This is a genomic window from Bradyrhizobium sp. JR4.3 (assembly GCF_040547695.1).
Taxonomy (GTDB): Bacteria; Pseudomonadota; Alphaproteobacteria; order Rhizobiales; family Xanthobacteraceae; genus Bradyrhizobium; species Bradyrhizobium canariense.
In genome coordinates, this window is record NZ_JBEPQF010000055.1 from 1 (window position 1) to 18,081 (window position 18,081).

13 protein-coding genes and 1 pseudogene are annotated in these 18,081 nt (G+C 56.9%); 2 read left to right on the forward strand and 12 right to left on the reverse strand.

Features of this window, described 5'->3' with window-relative positions:
- Positions 1 to 213: 213 nt before the first annotated feature.
- The 8 genes from ABIB91_RS39500 to ABIB91_RS39535 all read right to left on the reverse strand — a co-directional run bounded on the left by ABIB91_RS39500 (position 214) and on the right by ABIB91_RS39535 (position 10,257).
- A complete protein-coding gene (locus ABIB91_RS39500; RefSeq protein ID WP_354172395.1) occupies positions 214 to 1,467 on the reverse strand; it encodes a serine hydrolase domain-containing protein in 1,254 nt (417 codons plus the stop codon).
- Positions 1,468 to 1,589: 122 nt separating this feature from the next.
- A complete protein-coding gene (locus tag ABIB91_RS39505; RefSeq protein ID WP_354172397.1) occupies positions 1,590 to 2,771 on the reverse strand; it encodes a M20 metallopeptidase family protein in 1,182 nt (393 codons plus the stop codon).
- A gap of 351 nt (positions 2,772 to 3,122) precedes the next feature.
- The gene (locus ABIB91_RS39510; RefSeq protein ID WP_354172399.1) at positions 3,123 to 4,499 is read right to left on the reverse strand and encodes a CapA family protein; all 1,377 of its coding nucleotides are present in this window, start codon (positions 4,497 to 4,499) and stop codon (positions 3,123 to 3,125) included.
- A 284-nt stretch (positions 4,500 to 4,783) separates the two neighbouring features.
- The gene (locus ABIB91_RS39515) at positions 4,784 to 5,830 is read right to left on the reverse strand and encodes an ABC transporter ATP-binding protein (RefSeq protein ID WP_354172401.1); all 1,047 of its coding nucleotides are present in this window, start codon (positions 5,828 to 5,830) and stop codon (positions 4,784 to 4,786) included.
- Positions 5,827 to 6,831: an ABC transporter ATP-binding protein gene (locus tag ABIB91_RS39520; RefSeq protein ID WP_354172403.1), complete on the reverse strand. Its 1,005-nt coding sequence runs from the start codon at positions 6,829 to 6,831 to the stop codon at positions 5,827 to 5,829. The genes ABIB91_RS39515 and ABIB91_RS39520 overlap by 4 nt, the downstream gene beginning before the upstream one ends.
- Position 6,832: 1 nt before the next feature.
- Positions 6,833 to 7,714: an ABC transporter permease gene (locus ABIB91_RS39525; RefSeq protein WP_354172405.1), complete on the reverse strand. Its 882-nt coding sequence runs from the start codon at positions 7,712 to 7,714 to the stop codon at positions 6,833 to 6,835.
- Between the two features lies 1 nt (position 7,715).
- Positions 7,716 to 8,657, reverse strand: coding sequence for an ABC transporter permease (locus ABIB91_RS39530; protein ID WP_354172407.1), 942 nt, complete (start codon positions 8,655 to 8,657; stop codon positions 7,716 to 7,718).
- Positions 8,658 to 8,664: 7 nt separating this feature from the next.
- Positions 8,665 to 10,257, reverse strand: a complete 1,593-nt coding sequence (locus tag ABIB91_RS39535) for an ABC transporter substrate-binding protein (RefSeq protein WP_354172409.1) — start codon at positions 10,255 to 10,257, stop codon at positions 8,665 to 8,667.
- A gap of 399 nt (positions 10,258 to 10,656) precedes the next feature.
- Here ABIB91_RS39535 and ABIB91_RS39540 point away from each other — a divergent pair, with 399 nt between their 5' ends.
- Positions 10,657 to 11,085 carry a hypothetical protein gene (locus ABIB91_RS39540; protein ID WP_354172411.1) on the forward strand — a complete coding sequence of 143 codons (429 nt, stop codon included), beginning with the start codon at positions 10,657 to 10,659 and terminating at the stop codon, positions 11,083 to 11,085.
- A gap of 88 nt (positions 11,086 to 11,173) precedes the next feature.
- On the opposite strand, the pseudogene ABIB91_RS39545 reads toward ABIB91_RS39540, so the two are convergent.
- Positions 11,174 to 12,115: pseudogene (locus tag ABIB91_RS39545) on the reverse strand (IS630 family transposase).
- A 301-nt stretch (positions 12,116 to 12,416) separates the two neighbouring features.
- Positions 12,417 to 13,949 carry a porin gene (locus tag ABIB91_RS39550; protein WP_354172413.1) on the reverse strand — a complete coding sequence of 511 codons (1,533 nt, stop codon included), beginning with the start codon at positions 13,947 to 13,949 and terminating at the stop codon, positions 12,417 to 12,419.
- Between the two features lie 469 nt (positions 13,950 to 14,418).
- Here ABIB91_RS39550 and ABIB91_RS39555 point away from each other — a divergent pair, with 469 nt between their 5' ends.
- Entirely contained in the window at positions 14,419 to 14,901 is a 483-nt protein-coding gene (locus ABIB91_RS39555) for a MarR family winged helix-turn-helix transcriptional regulator (protein ID WP_354172415.1), read from the forward strand.
- A gap of 179 nt (positions 14,902 to 15,080) precedes the next feature.
- Here ABIB91_RS39555 and ABIB91_RS39560 read toward each other — a convergent pair whose 3' ends face one another.
- Both ABIB91_RS39560 and ABIB91_RS39565 read right to left on the reverse strand, forming a co-directional pair.
- Positions 15,081 to 16,121, reverse strand: a complete 1,041-nt coding sequence (locus ABIB91_RS39560) for an alpha/beta hydrolase family protein (RefSeq protein WP_354172417.1) — start codon at positions 16,119 to 16,121, stop codon at positions 15,081 to 15,083.
- Between the two features lie 460 nt (positions 16,122 to 16,581).
- On the reverse strand, positions 16,582 to 17,823 hold the full coding sequence (locus ABIB91_RS39565) for a M24 family metallopeptidase (RefSeq protein WP_354172420.1): 1,242 nt from the start codon (positions 17,821 to 17,823) through the stop codon (positions 16,582 to 16,584).
- Positions 17,824 to 18,081: the final 258 nt, after the last annotated feature.

Consider the following 18,081-nt stretch of genomic DNA (forward strand, 5'->3'; position numbering starts at 1 on the left):
GGTTTGGGGGCCTCAAGCCCCCAATCCCTGCAATCTCAAATGCCGCCGCAACCGGAAAACTGACTCCTGCTCAATCGCTTAGAGCCTTGTTCACGAACGACTCGATAGCTGACCGCGCCGGCTGAAGTTAAACCTTGACTCATGGCCCTCACCGCTGTTCTGGCGTGACGCACGAGTGCAGCTCACAAGGTCCCGAAATCCATCGTATACTGGCTAGAGGCGAAGCGTCCGCCCCAAGGCCAGCATTTGCGGAATCGTAATCGGCTCACTAGCGGCGGAGGACGCGACCGGGTGCGACGCGAACCGCGCGACCACCATTTCCGCATTCGGCGCCACATAGAGGCGCTGGCCATGGATACCACGGGCTTCAAAGGCATCCAGCTCATTGTTAGATATCCACCATTGAGTTCGATACGAGTAGCCGGCCATCAAACCGGCGTAGGGAAATTTGGCAGGGTCGCCGTGCTTCCGTAAGTCGTGCACCACGGCGGCTGGGATGAGTTGCCTTCCATTCCATTCGCCTTCGCACCGCATCAACTCACCGAAGCGAGCTAGATCGCGTAACGTCGCACACAATCCACCCCCCCCCATCTGCGTACCCGCCGAATCGACGCTGAGATAAGCATCTTCTTCGCATCCAAGGGGTGCCCAGAGGAGTTCGTGCAGCAGCTGCGCAAATGAACAGCCGGTCACTCGCGCCATGACCCAAGCCAGAACCTCCGTGTTCACAGTCTTGTAGGCAAATGTCTCACCATGAGAGCCGCTCTTGCGTACGGTCCGCAAGTAGTCGCACAGAGTCTGCGGCCCGTCGTAGTCGAGCGGTCGAGGTCGTCTGCCGCAGGCCCGGTACAGAGCTCGAACATCGGAGCGCTCATCAGCGTACTCTTCAGTGTAGGCCAAGCCAGTCTGCATATCCATGACCTGGCGCAGCGTCGCATCCTCCCATGCTGTGCCCTTTAGCTCTGGCAAATAATATGGAACGAATTTTGTCTCGTCCAGTACGCCATCTTGAACCAGGGCTGCGGTGAGTGTACCCGAGTACGACTTCGTTACTGAATGGCATGCATGCTGTAAGTGCGGCTCAAGCGCGCCGAAGTAGCGCTCGTACACGATGCGTCCGCGATGCAGCACAATGATTCCGTCGACAAAAGTGTCGAACAGGGCCTCATCGAAGCGCCGCGAGCGACCATTGGTGTCCGTGAAGGTCAGCGCATCGATCTCGCCAATCCTATCAAAGTGTTCAAGGCGGAAGGGTGCACCACGCCCGCGCCACACGTTCACTGTGGCCATAAGTTCGCGCATGTGCGACAGCGACCACCTGATCTGCGGGAAATCGAGGAACGCGTCGCTTTCGAAGGTAATGCGCTTATCGGCAGGTGGGGGCGCGCCACGCATCCAACCAAGCTCATTTGGATCGGACGCGCGGCCGTTGAGGTAGACTTGCCCCTCGATTTCAAGCATCTCCATTCTCACCCTCCGTTTTATCGTTCCTAAGCGCAGGCGCTTGGGGTTCTTTTTAACTGTTTGCGGTCAGGGTCGCGTCGGCGAACCTAACCGGCGCAAAGAATCGCTGCGGGGCCGACTGACCTTCAATAACTCAGTAGATCAAGGATATACCTGACGATGAGTTCCGCCGTCGGAACGAGCAGCTCATCCGAGGCGCCGAATGTTGGAGTATGCACAGACGACTTATTGCCAGGTGCGCGGCTGCCGAAATAGAAATAGATCGAGGGCACGCTTGCTGCGTAGAAGCCGAAATCGTCGCTGCCTCCCGCCTGCTTCTGATGAGCGAAAAAAGCGTCGCGACCGACAGTATCATGAACAACCTGGCGAAAGCGGCTCACCAATTCACCATCGTTGATGACGGCCGGCTCGCCTGTATGGAGGATGAACTCGGCCTCGCCCCGGTGCATAGCAGCTGCGCCCTCGGCGACCTCGCGAACACGCTGGGACAGTAACGCTCTCCGTTCCGCGCTGCAGGTGCGGATCGTACCCTCCATGACGACTGAGGGGCAGATTATGTTAGTCGCGGTCCCGCCTCGTATTGTGCCGATCGTCACGATCGCTCTGTCATCAACTGGCATCTCGCGCGATACCACCTTCTGCACTTCATTGACGAACGCACCGGCTATTGCGATCGCGTCAATGCCGCTATGCGGTGACGCGGCATGAGCCATTTTGCCGTTGATGGTTAGCTTGAATTGGTCGGCTGATTGGGTGACCGCGCCCTCTCGGGCGGCAAACATGCCAGAGGGAATCCCGGGACTAACGTGGAAGCCGACGGCGCAATCGAAGCCGTCCAGCAGCTTTTCTTCCAGCACCGTCCGCCCACCGAGCGGCTCGGCCTCCTCGGCTGGCTGAAAAATTATACGCACCTTTCCAGCGAAACTGTCGCGCAGCCGGTGAAAGGTCAGGGCAGTCCCGAGTGCGATCGAGCTGTGCATGTCGTGACCGCAGGCATGCATAACACCGTCTACCTGCGAGCGATAAGCCAGATCGTCACGTATCTCCTTGATTGGCAGCGCATCGATGTCGCCCCGTACCGCGATCGCCCTCCGTGGGCCGGAGGCGGTACCGACGACATCAATATATAGCCCCGTCCTGTGGAAGGTCCTTGCGCCGTCAAGGCCGAAATTCTCCAATATTTTGCGGATGCGCTGCTGCGTTTTCCATTCGTCATTGGAGAGCTCGGGTTCGCGATGCATAGAATGGCGGAGGTCGATGACTGCGTCGCGCTCATTCGAGAGAAGGCGGTTGTTGCCTGCACTCATTAATGTTGTTCCCTTGCTCAGCCGGTTCGATCCGATGTTCACAGACCATAAAGGTACAATCTCGCGGGGACGAAAAACCAAGAAAAACGATCTGATGCGCATACATCGAGCGAACTTTCTTGATTAGCGCCGCAAATCAGCGCGACAGAAATGGCGTGTCTACATGCGGGCACAACAGCAGCATCGCTGCCGATGTCGGTGCTCTTTTTTTGACGCTGATAGCGGGAGCAGTGAATGTTTAGGTCAGAGCGCCGAAGGGTGATCGATGCTGGGCTGCGCACGCACGTGAGTTGCACTTCGCTTCAACTTTCACCTGTTGTACCGGTTTTCGCGCGAGCGCCGCAGACGATATTATTGGGAGCCGGACTGTAGTCGGATAATCCCAACATTGTTATTAATTTCGATTTGGGTCGCAAATGGTTGGGAAAGCTTTTGTAGACGTTCCAGGATGACTCTTCCTTGCGACGCAGGAGCCAAGCAGGGCACGCCCCGGTTGGCAAATCTCTTCGAGTGACCGAGCTCAATCGGATATAGCCGGAGTTCTTTAAGCTGGTTCTGTTCGAATTGGCTAACGGTGATGATGCTCTGGTAGAACACCGGGTCCGAGAAACCCGGATCCGTCTGATACCCTGTCGACATCTCGTTGAGGGTAACCTCGGCATCCGTGTCTAACTGCGGATTGTTGCCGTAGGCCTCGAACATGTCAGCACCAACAGGGGTCCGGAGGTCGTCCATGATGAAGTTCCCGAGGCTGTACAGTATGGGCCGCCCCTTGTAGATCTCGATGCCTCGCAGTTGGTGTGGCCCATGCCCTATATACGCGTCCGCCCCAGCATCAATAAGCCGACGGGCAAACGATTGTTCATAGTCCGGCGGCTCTTGACTCCAATTTCCAGGTTCGTGACCATGGTTCGTAGCAATACAGAAGTCGGCGAACTGCTTGCCCTGTCGAACGTTTCGCACAATCGCGGTAACGTCACGCGCGTTGACTTTGTAGCTGTAACCGGCTTGCTCAGCCGCTTTGAATCTCACTCCGGCGATGACGACGTGCTTATCGTCCGCGGCTGGCGCCGAATTGGGCAGGGCGTTGCAGATCCGTGTTAAGCTCTGAAGCATCTGCGCCGGAACCAAAACGCTTCGGCTCAAACGTAGACCGTTTAACCCCGGTCGGCCTGGCGCGGCGCCCGCGGGATCGCACGCACGCGACATAGGGGTAAACGTCGTGGCGAAGGATACCAGGGCGACGCGACCGCGCTGGGTCTCCAGAAATCGAGGGGCACCGGCTTGCGCTAGAGTGTCGCCCACGCCTGCATGAACAATCCCGTTTTGATCCAGCGCGCGACAGGTCTCGCGCATGCCTTCCAGTCCCCAATCAAACGTATGATTGTTCGCGCAACTCAAGAGATTGAAACCCATCGCCTTTAAATCAGGCCCGAGCTCCGGAACGCTCACGTGATAAGCACCGCCGTATTCGGCCTGCGGACTGCCCTTAAACGATCGGATGTCGAAGATATTTGTCTCCATGTTGCCGAATCCCACATCGGCATCACGAATTATCTCGACGATTGCGCCGATGCCCTGATCGTGCCCCCTCGTAAGTGGCCTACTGACAATCAGGTCGCCCACCGCGACCATCGTGAAGCCATCTGCCACGTTGGTTGCGATCGAACCAGCCGTATCGTAGCGGCTATCGTGCTGCACCGGGTCCCCGTCTGCGTGTCTATTCATAGTTCCTCAGAAGGCTGATTTGTGAAAACGAGACTGTGCGGGAACCAAGATGGAATCTCCGTTCGAAAGGCCAAAGGCGTTCCCGATCGGAGACGGGACGCATCCAAGGACCTCATTCACTCGGAGGAGATGAAGGCGTCAACTGCAAGGAAGCCGGGAAACCATCTGGTGAAGAAACTCGAAGAAAAGCTCGCATTCCGAGCTGGGTGGAACCCGACGGGCACGGTAATACTACGGCAGACTATCGCAGCGCGAGCGCCAGGGCGCAGTCTCATTGGAATACCTCAAGAAACGTTTTGTGTCGGCGCCTTGACGATGAGTACAGAGTTGGGCTGGGTAGGCGCCTGAGCGCAGAGTCCCGCGGCGGGAGCACGCACATGACAAGCCACGACGCGGCCGTCTGCCATTGGCACCAGAGGCGGCACTTCCAAGCGACAACGTTCGACCGCAATCGGGCAGCGCGGATGAAAAGCGCACCCTGCCGGCGGATCGATAGGGCTTGGCACCTCGCCCTCGACAGGCGGCTTCAGCCGAGCTCGCGTCGGGTCCGGCACTGGAGCCGATGCGACCAGCGCCTCGGTGTAAGGGTGGACGGGCTTGCTGAAGAGCACCTCGGAATTTGCGAGCTCGACGATCCGCCCCAGATACATGACCGCAACACGATGACCGATATGCTCGACGACAGTTAGGTCATGCGAGATAAAGACGTAAGCGATGCCTAGTTGCTGCTGAATATCCTGAAGGAGATTCAAGATCTGTGCCCGCACTGAGACGTCAAGTGCTGAGACCGCCTCGTCAGCAACGATGAGCGACGGCTGGAGGGCCAGCGCCCGCGCGATCCCGAGCCGCTGCCGCTGGCCGCCCGACAGTTCGGATGGAAACCTGTACATCATCTCGGGCGCCATTCCGACCTTCCTGAGAAGGTCCGCGGCAAGCGCTCGGCGCTGTTTCCGGCTAAACCGCTCAAAGTTCTCGGCTGGCTCGGTAATGATCTGTTCGGTTGTAAGGCGCGGGTTCAGGGACGAGTACGGGTCCTGAAAAACCATCTGTATTCGACGACGCCACGCGCGAAGCGCGTGCGTGCTGAGACCGGAAATATCGGTCCCGTCGATCATCACGCGGCCCCCTGTCGGCTCTACGATCCGCATCAGAAGACGTGCGATTGTAGACTTGCCGCAGCCGGATTCGCCGACGATACAGAGCGTCTCGCCCGCAACAACGGAAAAGGATACATCTTCAACTGCCCGCACCACCGGGCCGGTCTTTTTCAGAAAGCCCATGCCCAATCTATAGTGCTTGGTCAGATGCTCGACCTTCAGCAGAGCTGTCATGCGCCTACTACCTCTTCGGCACGCCAGCATGCAGCAAGGTGGTCCGGCCCAACATCGCGAATGGCGGGTGTCTTTTCGCGGCAAATGCCTGTCGCGAACGGGCACCGAGGCGCGAAGCTGCACCCCACAATAGGATCGCTCAGGCTTGGCACAATACCGGGTATTTCAGGGAGACGACGCCGACGGCTGTGCTGCGGATCGGGCAGAGAGCGCATAAGGCCTTGGGTGTAGGGGTGCATGGGGCGCGCGAAAAGATCGAACACGCTAGCTTGCTCGACAATTCTGCCAGCATACATGATGATAACGCGCTGGCACGTCTCGGCTACAACGCCCAGATCATGCGTGATGAACATTACGGCCGTTCCTGTGCGCTCTTTCAGATCGATGATCAGCCGGAGGATCTGCGCCTGGATCGTTACGTCAAGCGCAGTCGTTGGTTCGTCCGCGATCAATAGTTCCGGTGAACACGCGAGGGCCATGGCAATCATTGCGCGCTGGCGCATGCCGCCTGACATCTCATGGGGATAATTGTTCGCACGACGCTCGGGGTCTGCAATGCGGACAAGACGAAGCATCTCTTGTGACTTTTCTATCGCGTCTAACCTACTGGCATTCGTGTGAATTCGCACCGCTTCAGCTATCTGGCGGCCAACCGTATGAACGGGGTTTAGGCTAGTCATGGGTTCTTGGAAAATCATGGCGACCCTATCGCCACGTATATTTCTCATTTCCCGTTCGGAGAGTTTCAAGAGGTCGCGTCCGTGAAAATTGATTTCGCCTCCGACAGTCTTGGCAGACTTCGGCAGCAGACGAAGAATAGAGAGAGCCGTTACACTCTTGCCGCATCCGGATTCGCCGACGACGCCTAGCGTTTCGCCGCGCCTCACTTGGAAACTGACGCCCCCGACGGCGCGAGTGACGCTCTCCTCGCCATAGAAGTGTGTTTCCAGGTCTCGCACATCAAGAAGTACGTCGTTCCCCTCGGCTTGGTGCATCGACATATCAGCGCCTCCGCCTGGAGCGAGGATCGAACGCGCTGCGCAAGCCATCCCCGAGCAGGTTTACGGCAAGGACCGTGATCGCTAGGCAGATGCCGGGAGCAAAGAGCGGCCATGGGGCGATAGCCAAGTACAAGCGAGAACTCGAGATCATATTGCCCCAGCTAGGAATCTCGGGCGGCACTCCTACGCCCAGAAAACTCAGCCCGGCCTCGGTCAGAATTGCGCTGGCGCAGAGATTGGCACTCTGAACAATAAGAGGCGGAATCGTGCTGGGCAGTATGTGTCGCCAAAGGACTTTTGGCAGACGCGCGCCGCCACAGAGCGCAGCCTCGACGTACGGTTGTTCCCGGACGCTCAGAACTACCGAACGAACAAGCCTTGCAGTACCCGACGTATGTGTAATGGTGATGGCGAGGATGAGGATACCAATTCCGGATCCCGTCAGAGAAACAAGGGCGACGGCGAGCAGAACTGTCGGGATTGCCATGAGGCAATCCATTATTCGCATTGCGAGACTATCGACGGCACGATTGTAGCCTGCCATGACACCGACTAACACGGCGACAAAAAGCGAGCTGCCAGTCGACATCAGTCCCACCGAGAGGGAGGTACGGGCGCCGAAGACCGTACGCGCAAACACATCGCGGCCCAGATTGTCGGTGCCGAGCCACATCGCGGAAGACGGCGGCTGCAGGCGTCTGAACGGATCGATCCTCAGCGGATCGCCGGCATATAGTGGCGCTGTGAGCGCCAGTATAACGAACAGAGCCAGGAGGCCGCCCCCTATCAAAATCAGGGGATGCCGCCTCGCCAGACGCGGAAGAGCAGATAGTTGCAGTCGGCCGATAGGAGCGGCTTCAACTGGCGCGGAAAGGAGCGTCATATTAGTACCGGATGCGCGGATCGATCAGGGTGTACGCGAGATCGACGGCGAGGTTGATAAAGACGTACACGCCGGAAGCGAGGATCAGCACGCCTTGAATAATGGGATAGTCGCGATTGTTAATCGCATCGACCGTCAAACGACCGACACCAGGGATGTTGAATACTGTTTCGGTTATGACGACCCCAGAGATGAGATAAGCGAAACATAAGCCGATTACGGTCAGGATGGGGACCCCCGCATTCTTTAAAGCGTGGTGGAAAAGTAGAGCGTACGACGAGGCGCCCTTGGCAGCTGCCGTTCGCATATAGTCTTCCGATAAGACCTCGAGCAGGCTTGCTCGAGTGATCCGAGCAATAAAAGCGATATAGAAAAGGCTCAAGGCCATGGTAGGCAGGATCAGGTGCACAAACCAGAGCACAAAACCTTGGTCAATGGGTGCGTAACCTTGGACTGGCAGCCAGCGCATGCCGACTGCGAGGCCATAAATGAGAAAATAGCCGCTAACAAACACCGGGACAGAAAAACCGATTGCAGCAAAAGCTGAAAGGACGCGATCGATGAGTCCGCTCCCTTTCCATGCGGCAAGCATCCCAAAAGAGATTCCGAACGTGACCGAAACTATCATCGTTGAGATCGTAAGAGAGAATGTCGGCTCCAGCCGCTGCGAGATGAGTTGAAGAACCGGAAGCCCAGAAAAGATTGATATTCCGAAGTCGCCGCCGAGCATGCCCATTACCCAGTGTACGAACTGGACTGGCAGTGGCTCGTTGAGGCCTAGCTTTTCGCGGATGGCAGCGATCATTTGCGGCGTTGCCGCGTCGCCAGCGATAATACCTGCTGGGTCGCCAGGCGACAGCCTGAGAAGCAGGAAGACGAAAATCCCAACCATTGCCATCACGGCGATGGTCGAGACTATCTTACCAAGGACATAAGCACCCATTAGCTCATCAGACCTTTTTCATGTTCCACATTGGAACGAGCTCCGGTACACCAATGAGACCAGTAAGAGACTTGCGACGCGCTATTGGCGAGGTGATTTGACCTAACAGAACGGCACCAACAAAATTCCACCACGCGCGTTGCAACTCACGGGCCAACGCTTTGCGCTCCTCGAGCGACTCGACATCTGCCCATTTGAGCCGGAGAGCCTCATACTCGTCACTCTTGGGCCAGCCAAACCAAGCCTTGTCACCATTGGCAGCAAACCAAATCGTTCCCAGCGGATCCCCTTGGTTAAAATCGCCATTAGCTGAGATGAAAATGTTCCAACCGCCATTCTCAACAGGTCCCTTGTTTGCTCGGCGCGCCACAACCCCGCCCCAGTCGCTCGGTGCAAGCTCGGCATTGACTCCGATCTTGCGCAGTTGGAAAGCTAATAGCTGCGCGGCATTGTTATTCGAAGCCTGGTTTGACGCGGCGAGAATGACAACCTTCTCGCCAGAGTATCCAGCCTCCCTGAAAAGCTCCCTGGCCTTTTCCGGATCGCCGCCCTTCTTAAACCATCCAGTGTTTTCGTCGTTAGTATAGGGCGTACCGTTTCCAAAGATCGAGGTGACAACGTGATTGTATCTCTGGTCAGGACCCATGATGCTCAAGAACGCTTCCTGATCAATCAAGTGAAGCAGCGCTTGGCGCGCCTTTACATTGTCGAATGGCGGCTGCAGGAAGTTTAGGCGGAGGTAATAGTCCCACCCCCCTTTGTCCAGAACTTGAAGTTCCAGATTGGCATCACGCTCGATTTGCGGGCGCAGGTCGAGAGGCGGAGCTTCGAGAAAATCAACTTCACCCGCTTGCAAAGCTGCAAAAGCCGTCTGCTGATCGGCGATATTATTCCAGATCACGCGATCTACCTTGACAACCTTCCCACCCGCGAATCCGTCGGGCTCCTCCTTGCGCGGCACGTAGTTTTCGTTGCGGTCATAGGTGAAGGTGGCCCCTGCCCTCGCGAGGGCTTCATTGAACTTAAATGGCCCCGATCCGATATTCGCGGTCACCTGCTCCGATGCCGGACGATTCGCGTCTTTCTCGCGCATAACGATTAGACGCGGCGCAGCAAGAAGCGCCAAAAGATCCATCAACGGCTTCTTGAGTGCAATCGTGAAGGTTTTGTCGTCCTTCTTAGAGATATCGCTAGCTCGATCCATGATCAACTGGCCGCCGACAGCCACCTGGGCCCAACGGCGGATCGAGGCCACACAGTCTCCTGCAGTGACAGCCCCCCCATCGTGCCAGCGGAGACCATCTCGCAGCTCGAAGATATAGGTCTTTTTGTCTTCGGAAACGCCCCACTTCTCTACCATCTGTGGCTGCGGCCGAAAACTGGAATCCAAGCCGAACAATGTGTCGTAGATCGCCAGGCCATGGCAGCCGGTAATCGTGGCGGTCGTAAAGACCGGATCGAAGATGCGGAGGTCGCCGCTCATTACCATGCGCACTGTACGCCCAAGTGACGCTGGCTGCGCCCTCAGAACCGAAGGCATCGATACACCCGCTCCGGCGGCCAAACCCGCCACAACAATATCACGCCGAGAAATTTTCATTTTCCGCCTCCTCTCTGAAAATTGGGCTCGCGTTTCGTCCCGCGTCTAGTTGTTGGATGACATCGGTAGGCTCGGCAATGACGGAATCTTACCGCTACAGGAACGAACACTTATTTCCCGCGGCTCGCCAAGCATCCAAGCATCGCATCTCATACGATATTGAGGTGGGCTGCAGTTTGCAGCTATTCCCAGGCCTAAGCCGATGATAAGCGTCTCATTTGCGCCAAATCCGTCGAATTTCTGCACCCGTCCCGACGCTCCAGCAACAAGACCATCCCCGGCGCAAATGCGCCCCACCCGGTAAAGGTCGGCGGCGACGCAAACGAGGAGGTCATCGGCAATGACGTTGCTTAGCGCACGGCGCTATGCGGTCACTGGGAGCCCGTCGAGCGGCGCGACATGAACATTCATGCCCTACTCGCACTCGAACTTAATGAACAAGCAACCGGCCGGATAGCAGGCCAGTCACAGCGTCCAGGAGATGCGACTGCTTCGTTTACGCGCATCGCACGGCACGTGACATTGCTAAACTACCGGTCATTGGATCTCTCATTCGCTATGAACCTTCTACGCTATCAGATGCTGGTGCCATCCTTCCAAGCTGCACTGGAAGATGCCGCGTTGACGGCCGGCCAATACTGCGCTGAGTTGCTCGATTCTACGTCGCAGCAAATTGACCGACTGCTTGAAGAGGATAATGCAGTTGTCCACCGAGTCGCAGTTCGCCCTTGGCAGCAGCAATCAAAGAAGATCATCTCATCGCTCGAGCAAGAGGGCTATTGGAAAGCAGGTTTGTTTGATGTGATTTCAGCGATTCGGGTGGCCTGATCGTCCCACATCATCGGAGATCAGCCTTGCCCTCGCATGGTTCAACCCCACACCCCGCGCATAGATCAAATGCTACAGCAGATTCTGATCAGACACGATCATAGCCGGCTGCGACAAAGAAGTTCAGACATTCCTGGTCGGTGAAGGCGGCCAGGGCGTGGGCGATTGCGTCGTCCAAAGCCTCAATTGATCTGGCGGCGGCCTTTCGAAGGGCGGCTTTGAGCTTGGCGAAGGCCATTTCGATCGGATTGAGGTCGGGCGAATTAGGCGGCAGATAGAGGAGCCAGGCTCCGGCCGCCTCAATTGCGAGGCCGACCTCGGCCCGCTTGTGTGCTGCGAGATTGCCCATCACCACGATCTCGCCCGGCTCGAGCGTCGGCACGAGAACTTGGGTCACGTAAGCCTCGAACGCCAAGCCATCCATGGGACCGTCGAGGACCATCGGCGCAGTCATGCCGGTCGCCCTGAGCGCGCCGACGAAGGTCGTCGTCTTCCAATGACCATGTGGGATCGCTGCGACACAGCGCTGGCCATAAGGCGAACGACCATAGCGCCGCGCCATTTTGGTGGAGGCTCCCGTCTCGTCGATGAACACCAGCCGGTGGATGTCGATCTCAGGCTGAGATGCCTTCCACGCGGCGCGTTCGGCGGCCACGTCCGGCCGATCCTGCTCGCTGGCGTGCGATGTTTTTTTTGAAACGATCGAAGAACCGCCAGAGCACGCTCGGCACGAAGCGCTCCCCACGCGCTTTGAACAGATGGTCGGCGAGTTCGGCCAGTGTCATGTCGGGCGTTACTTCGACCAGGGCGAGGATCTCCGCAGCATGCCCCTCAATCCGAGCCGAACGCCGGTCGCCGCCCTGCGCTCCCGCCTCACAGGAGCCTTTGCTTCGCCACTCGCTGACCAGTTCGATTGCTGTCGATGGCGCCACGCCGAACCGGCCGGCCGCGCCTCGACAGCTCATCCCCTCAACTTCCACGGCCCCCGAATAATGCGAAGACGAAGATCCGGCGAGAGCGGTTTGGCCATGCGGGCTGGCCTCCATTACCAGCCCCCATGATGAATCACGTTTTGCCGCGCCAGGGAATCCCTTCCGATTCCGCAAGATCGGAAAATGCTCTAGCGTTCCGATGCTGACGAAGGATTCACAAATCGGCTCAGAGCTGTGAGTCTGGGGCGATGAGGACGATCGAACGGATTTCGATCAGCATTGCTGATCGTGAGGAAGAATACGAAAAAGGCCCCCGGCGGGCATGCCGGAGGCCTTCTTGGAGGTTAGACGTTAGGCTATAGAGCCGCTTGTTTGCTCCTTCCGTTGTTAAACTGAGGCTTAGAAGTTACGCTGGGCGCGGAGCAGCAGCACGAGGCTGTTCTGGTCCTTCAGTTCATATACAGTGCCGGGCTTTGCGATATTTGACTGCAGCGGAAGGGTCACCGTGCTTCCGCCGGCGTACTTTTGGTCGAGCATCATGTACGCGAGCTCACCAGTGAAGGTCAGACCTTTAACCGGGGTCCAGGACGTCTTCGTACCAACGACCCCATAGTTGAAGTCGGGATTGCAGCCGGCGAGACCGCTCGACAAGGCCACGCTTGCGACGAACGCACCGCAGATATAACCCTTGGCCGTCCCGTTGTACCTGACAGCAGCCCAACCGCCAAAGATGGAGGTGTTCCACTGTGGATCCCAATTGTGGGTGTAACCACCATTGAAACCGTAGGTCGTAGTCAGCTCCTGGCCCTTCCCCGTGACGAACACGGAGTCAGAGGCACCAGCGATGCCCACACTTTGGTAAGCCCCCGCCGATCCAGTGCCGCCATACATCGCAAACGTGCTGGACATGTAGTCGTGGAAGTTGTAGCGGCTCGCACCGTTCGTATACACGCCCGTCAAGTTGATCGTGTCACCGGGTCCAGTCGGCAGATTCTTGATCGACAACGCGAGCTGACCAGCCCAGCCCCATTTGTCGCTTGGATGGCCGGTCGTTTCATCGACACCGTAGTAGGCTGCGTGATTGTCATGCGCGGCGACCGACGCCTGGAACAGGCCCCAAGCTTGGTCAACACGAACTCTGGCGATGAGGTCAGGAGCTCGCGTGCCACCGATATCGTTTGCACCGTACGCGCCGGCTGCCAGACCAACGGCGGTCGCGCCGCTCACGTTCCGAATACTAGTCGTATCGTGAAGCGTTTGATCTTGAGCCGAGAACGAAGCCGTAATGCCTTGGCCGAAGTCCGCTGTATACGTGATCTGATTGACGGGATCCCAGCCGCCGGCACCCGGCAGCTCAAAGTTGTTAGCCGGATATTCAGCCCAAGGAGTCCTGAATTGCGATTCCGCCTTGCCGAACGTAAACCCAGCGAACTGGATGAAGGCATAATAGAGGCCAAGAGAGCCGCCAGCGATCGAACCGGCGCCATTCGTTCCTGCCGGGGCCGCGTTATAGGCCGTTGAGCCATTCACAGCGGTTGTACCGGCACCATTGTATCCACCGGATCTCCAGCTGAACACAATCTCAGAGAAAGTTCGGACGACGCCGTATTCGGTCGCGGTACGCGTATCGATTTGCAAATCTTGACGAGCCAGGGTGTTATAGGAGTTGCTGAGGCGATTTCGCGCTCCACCCAAGTCGTTGTTGGCGGCATCGAAGTCGTAGTGCGTGTTCAACACGGTATCAACACGGAGATACCCACCGAGCTTGATGCACGTGTCGCTGCCCGGGATGTAGTAAAAACCGGCGCCATAGAGCGAGCAGATCTTCACATATTCGATAGCCTTTGCCTTGACGGGCAGATCAGCTGCCTGCGCTCCGACACCCACGAGCATCGCCGCAGAACCGAGGATGAGACTCTTTGTTAGTTTCATCGATAAACCTCCAAGTTGAAATTTCGTTTCCGTCTAGATCCGCCGCAACGAGCATCCCCAGTGGGGCGGCTGTTGACGGAACGACTTCGAGGCGCCCCCTCTCCGTCCATACTTGAATAGCCCCTCACAGCAATTGCTTCAATTAATTAATTTTGTGTATCTTTCTTTTGGTCAGACCTGTTGCTATTCAGCAACATTTAGGAGGACAAGGCGGGGCAGTGGCCTGAAATGAAAAAAAGAGCCCTCAAGGGGCATCCCGAGGGCTCTACTTGGAGATTTAACATGACCGCTAGTCCCATAGAGCCTCTCGGTCGATGGTCTTCGATATACCAAATGAATTGTATTTATCAATTAACTTATTGCATGACTGTTATGCCGCGTCTATTCGTATCGAGACGGCCACGCGCATTCCCGCTAATGATCAGTTGTGCGCCTGTCGGCGGCACTAGGATGTGGCGGAAAGACCAAGATGGGCGAAAAAGATCAACTGGATAGAGCCGTAAGAGACTTCATCTGGAACATCGTGGAAATCCACTCCCAGCTCGAGGAAATACACAAGGGCTGGGCCGAGCTGATGGGAATCAGCGAACCCCAATGGTTGATCCTGATGGCTATCGACGAGCTCGACCGGGGTCGAGGGGTCCCCGGAATAGCGGTCGCAAATAAGTTGCGAATCCACCCTGCCTTCGTGACGACTCAAACGAAAAAACTCGAGGAAATAGGGTTTTTGTCTCGCGTAACATCCCCTGATGACGCGAGATTCCTGCAGATCTCCCTGACTCAAAAAGCGCTGGCGGAAATCACGAACCTTTCAAACAAAAGGAAAGCGCTCAACTCAACAATGTTCGCCGGGCTAGACGAGGCATCGCTTGACTACCTCAATAAACGACTAGCCTCGATTGCCAAAAATAGCCGATTGGCCTCTCAAAAACTCAGTATAGGCGTACTGTAGCCTAATCGCTTGATCCCGAGCCTATTCGCAAGGGCCTTGTCGATTATAGGCCTTCGTAAATTGCAAGGACGGAACTGGCCAGTACGTTGACCATAGGCTTCCGAAGATAGCTGCAGCAACGTGGTGACGTTGTCACTGACCTGGTCCTCAGCGATCTGGCCTGTAGCGACCGACAATAGTTACGAAGCTGAACTATGTATTAGCTTTCGCTCAAGCCACCCAAACACACAATCGTCGGAAGTCACGAAGTTGTCGATCCCCTTGGGAGGCAGAGTCGTCCGCGGCATGACGAGTTCGAGATCAATGCGCGCCGCCCTGCATTCGGCTTGTAGTTTGATCGCCTCTGACGCGCTGACCGTGCCGCGCCCCCCAACGACCACGAGAACCGGGCATCTCAACTGCCGCACCAATCGCGAGCGTCGTACCGAGGCCACGTCCTCGCCCACGACGTCTGCTGCAGTCCCGGTCATCCAGCGGACAGACGTCAACGTCCGAGCCCAATTCCAAAGGCCGCCATCGCAAACCGCCGCAGCAATGCGGCGATCAGACACTGCGAAATCGGTAGCTAGAACAGCTGACAATCCTTCTCCATAGACGCCAATCCGCGTCGGATCAACGTCGGAGCGATCCGACAGGTAATCCAGGCAGCAAGACAACAACGTTTCTGATTGGCCGCGCCAGCGATTCGAGACGTCGTCGTGAGAGACAACCAGAATCGACATGCCTCGAGTAGTCACAACGGGCAAGATTCTTCCAAGCAGCGCGGTTGCTATTTCTTCTTCGCTACTGATGCAAATGACTGCCGGCGCACGTAATTCTGGTCCGCTGGCGGCCAAATAGTGGGCTTGAAATTCGGCCTGATCTCCGCCCGCAATTTGTACGCGCTCCAGACCCAGTCCGAGAGATCCGATCCTCTGAATGCCCGTCTCGAGTTTCGCGGAAACGTCGTCACGTTGTCGATCGTCTTCATCAAGTCGCCTGGCAACTTCAAAGGCAGTTAGTGCACTAAGCCAGGCTTCTGTCGCGTCATCGAACGCCCCTTCGTCAACCCGCAGGTCAGCGATACGAGAATGAGCATCTCCGACGTTTGTCCAGGATGTGGCCCAAGCCTCCAGACCTGCGGCCCCGTAGACGCCCCCGAGATTGTCGAGAAACGCCGCGGCGCCACGCCGCGTGGATGCAAGATCTCCCCTCACATAAGGCCAAGCAGCGCACGCCATCCGATTCGCCCCCCTCCGTGCAGCTCTGCACCGCGCTCAAGTTTGCCTCTCTGTCCGACTGCTCGCGTGGAGATTGTTAAGGGGCCGCTATCGCCCTTTCTCCATCTTTCCGAAAGTATTAGCGATCGGCGAAGGCGAAGTTCCCTGATTTATGGGGGGGCCATTCCGGAATTCTGCGTCGAACAGCGGCAATGCGCAGCTTTTTCCCGCAATCGATCGTCAACATCCGGAAGCGCGCGGGCAAAGCGCCGGTCGCCAAAGCTAATATCGGCGCACGTGTGGGACGCATCACCCAATCGGCTTGTTCATCGGGCTTGAGGTGGTGATCCTGCTAAACAGGTTGCAAAGGGCATTGAACTCGCAACCGAACAGGATTAGGCCTCCGTCACCTCAGCCGTTTCTCGTGAACGACGAGGGCATCGCGCCGCTTTGCTTCTGCATCCTGAGTCGACGGATGCAGTCAATCCAGTAGACATTCCTCGAATGGATAGGTCGAAAGCATCTCATAGCCATCCTCGACAACAAGGACCTGCTGCTCGAGTTTGACGCCATCGCGTTCACCGACTGCACCGACATAGCTTTCGACGCAAATTACCATCCCCTGTTTGAGTGTTCCGTCATAGGGCGACGGCTTACCGCATACGGGGTTGATCCGCGGATACTCATCGGCCATTCCAACGCCATGGACGAGGCAAGTGTAGGCATTGGCGTGGTATTCCTCCGTCAGGACCAATGCCTGCTGCTGGAAATCGCGAAATGTGATTCCCGGCTTGACCAGCCGCAGATTGTGCTCGATCTCCTGCACGGCCAGCCGATAGAGCTCCTTCTGCCTTTTGGTGGGTTTTGCAGGTCCGCAGTGAAATGTGCGCGAAATGTCTGCAAAATATCCGAATGGACCGATCATATCGGTATCGAAGCCAACCAGATCGCCTGACTCTATCTGTCGCTGCGACGCCTCCTGGAACCATGGATTGATACGCGGACCCGATGCGAGCATACGGCAGTCATGCCAGTCCCCGTTATTGGCGAGATTCGTGTAATTGAGCAAACCCCACAGCTGCAGTTCAGTTACACCAGGACGCATCGCCTCCTTCATCTTTGCGATGCCTAGCTCGGCAACGCCGATCGCCCAGCGCATGCAGGCAATCTCATCCGGTGATTTGATGAGACGCGCCTCTTCGGAGACAATTACCCCGTCGATCACTTCAAGTCCCCGCTGCAGCAAGGCTTGAGTGATGGTGGGATTGACATATTCGACTGCCACCCGCCTGTTATCAGTCCCGATCTCTGAAAGGTAAGATACGACATCGTCCGCCAACTGGCGGGCTGCATCGGTGAGTTCGTAACCGCCATTGAAGAATGAGATAGGTCGCGCTGGGCGGATCTCGTCGGCAGCAGGCGGCTTAAGGTACTCGTAGGTACCGTGAATAACGATCGGACCCTCGACAGGCACGAAGAGGTAGCTGTTCGGTATGTGCGACTGAAATAGCCCAAATGATCGATAGTCCACCGCGTAGCGGAGGCTGAGGGGGCTGACCAGAATGCACATTGATGCCCCGGCATTGCGCAGGGCGCCGCGCAGACGTTCAATACGATAGGCGTACAGACGCGCCATATCGATTTCGGGCATGTCCTTGTACTTGCGGAGATCGCTCCAGAGGTCGGCACTAACGAGTTGGTCGGGGACCATTGGTTCTGACATTCAACTGCCCGTCGGTTGTGTCGCAGGATTCCGTTCGCCTAGCCCTAAATATGGCAGTATATGTATACTGATTATGCAATATGCGGCTTAGCAATGCACAAATTCCGCGTTCCCGCACCTTTTGTCGACGAATTCCGTCGCCCGTTTCTCGTAAACGGTCATCCTGAGTGGCAGCATACGCCAATTGGGTGGCACGGTACGTCGGCGTTACCGGCCAAGATTTCGTGCCGGCCGCTGTCATGCAATCGACCGGCGACT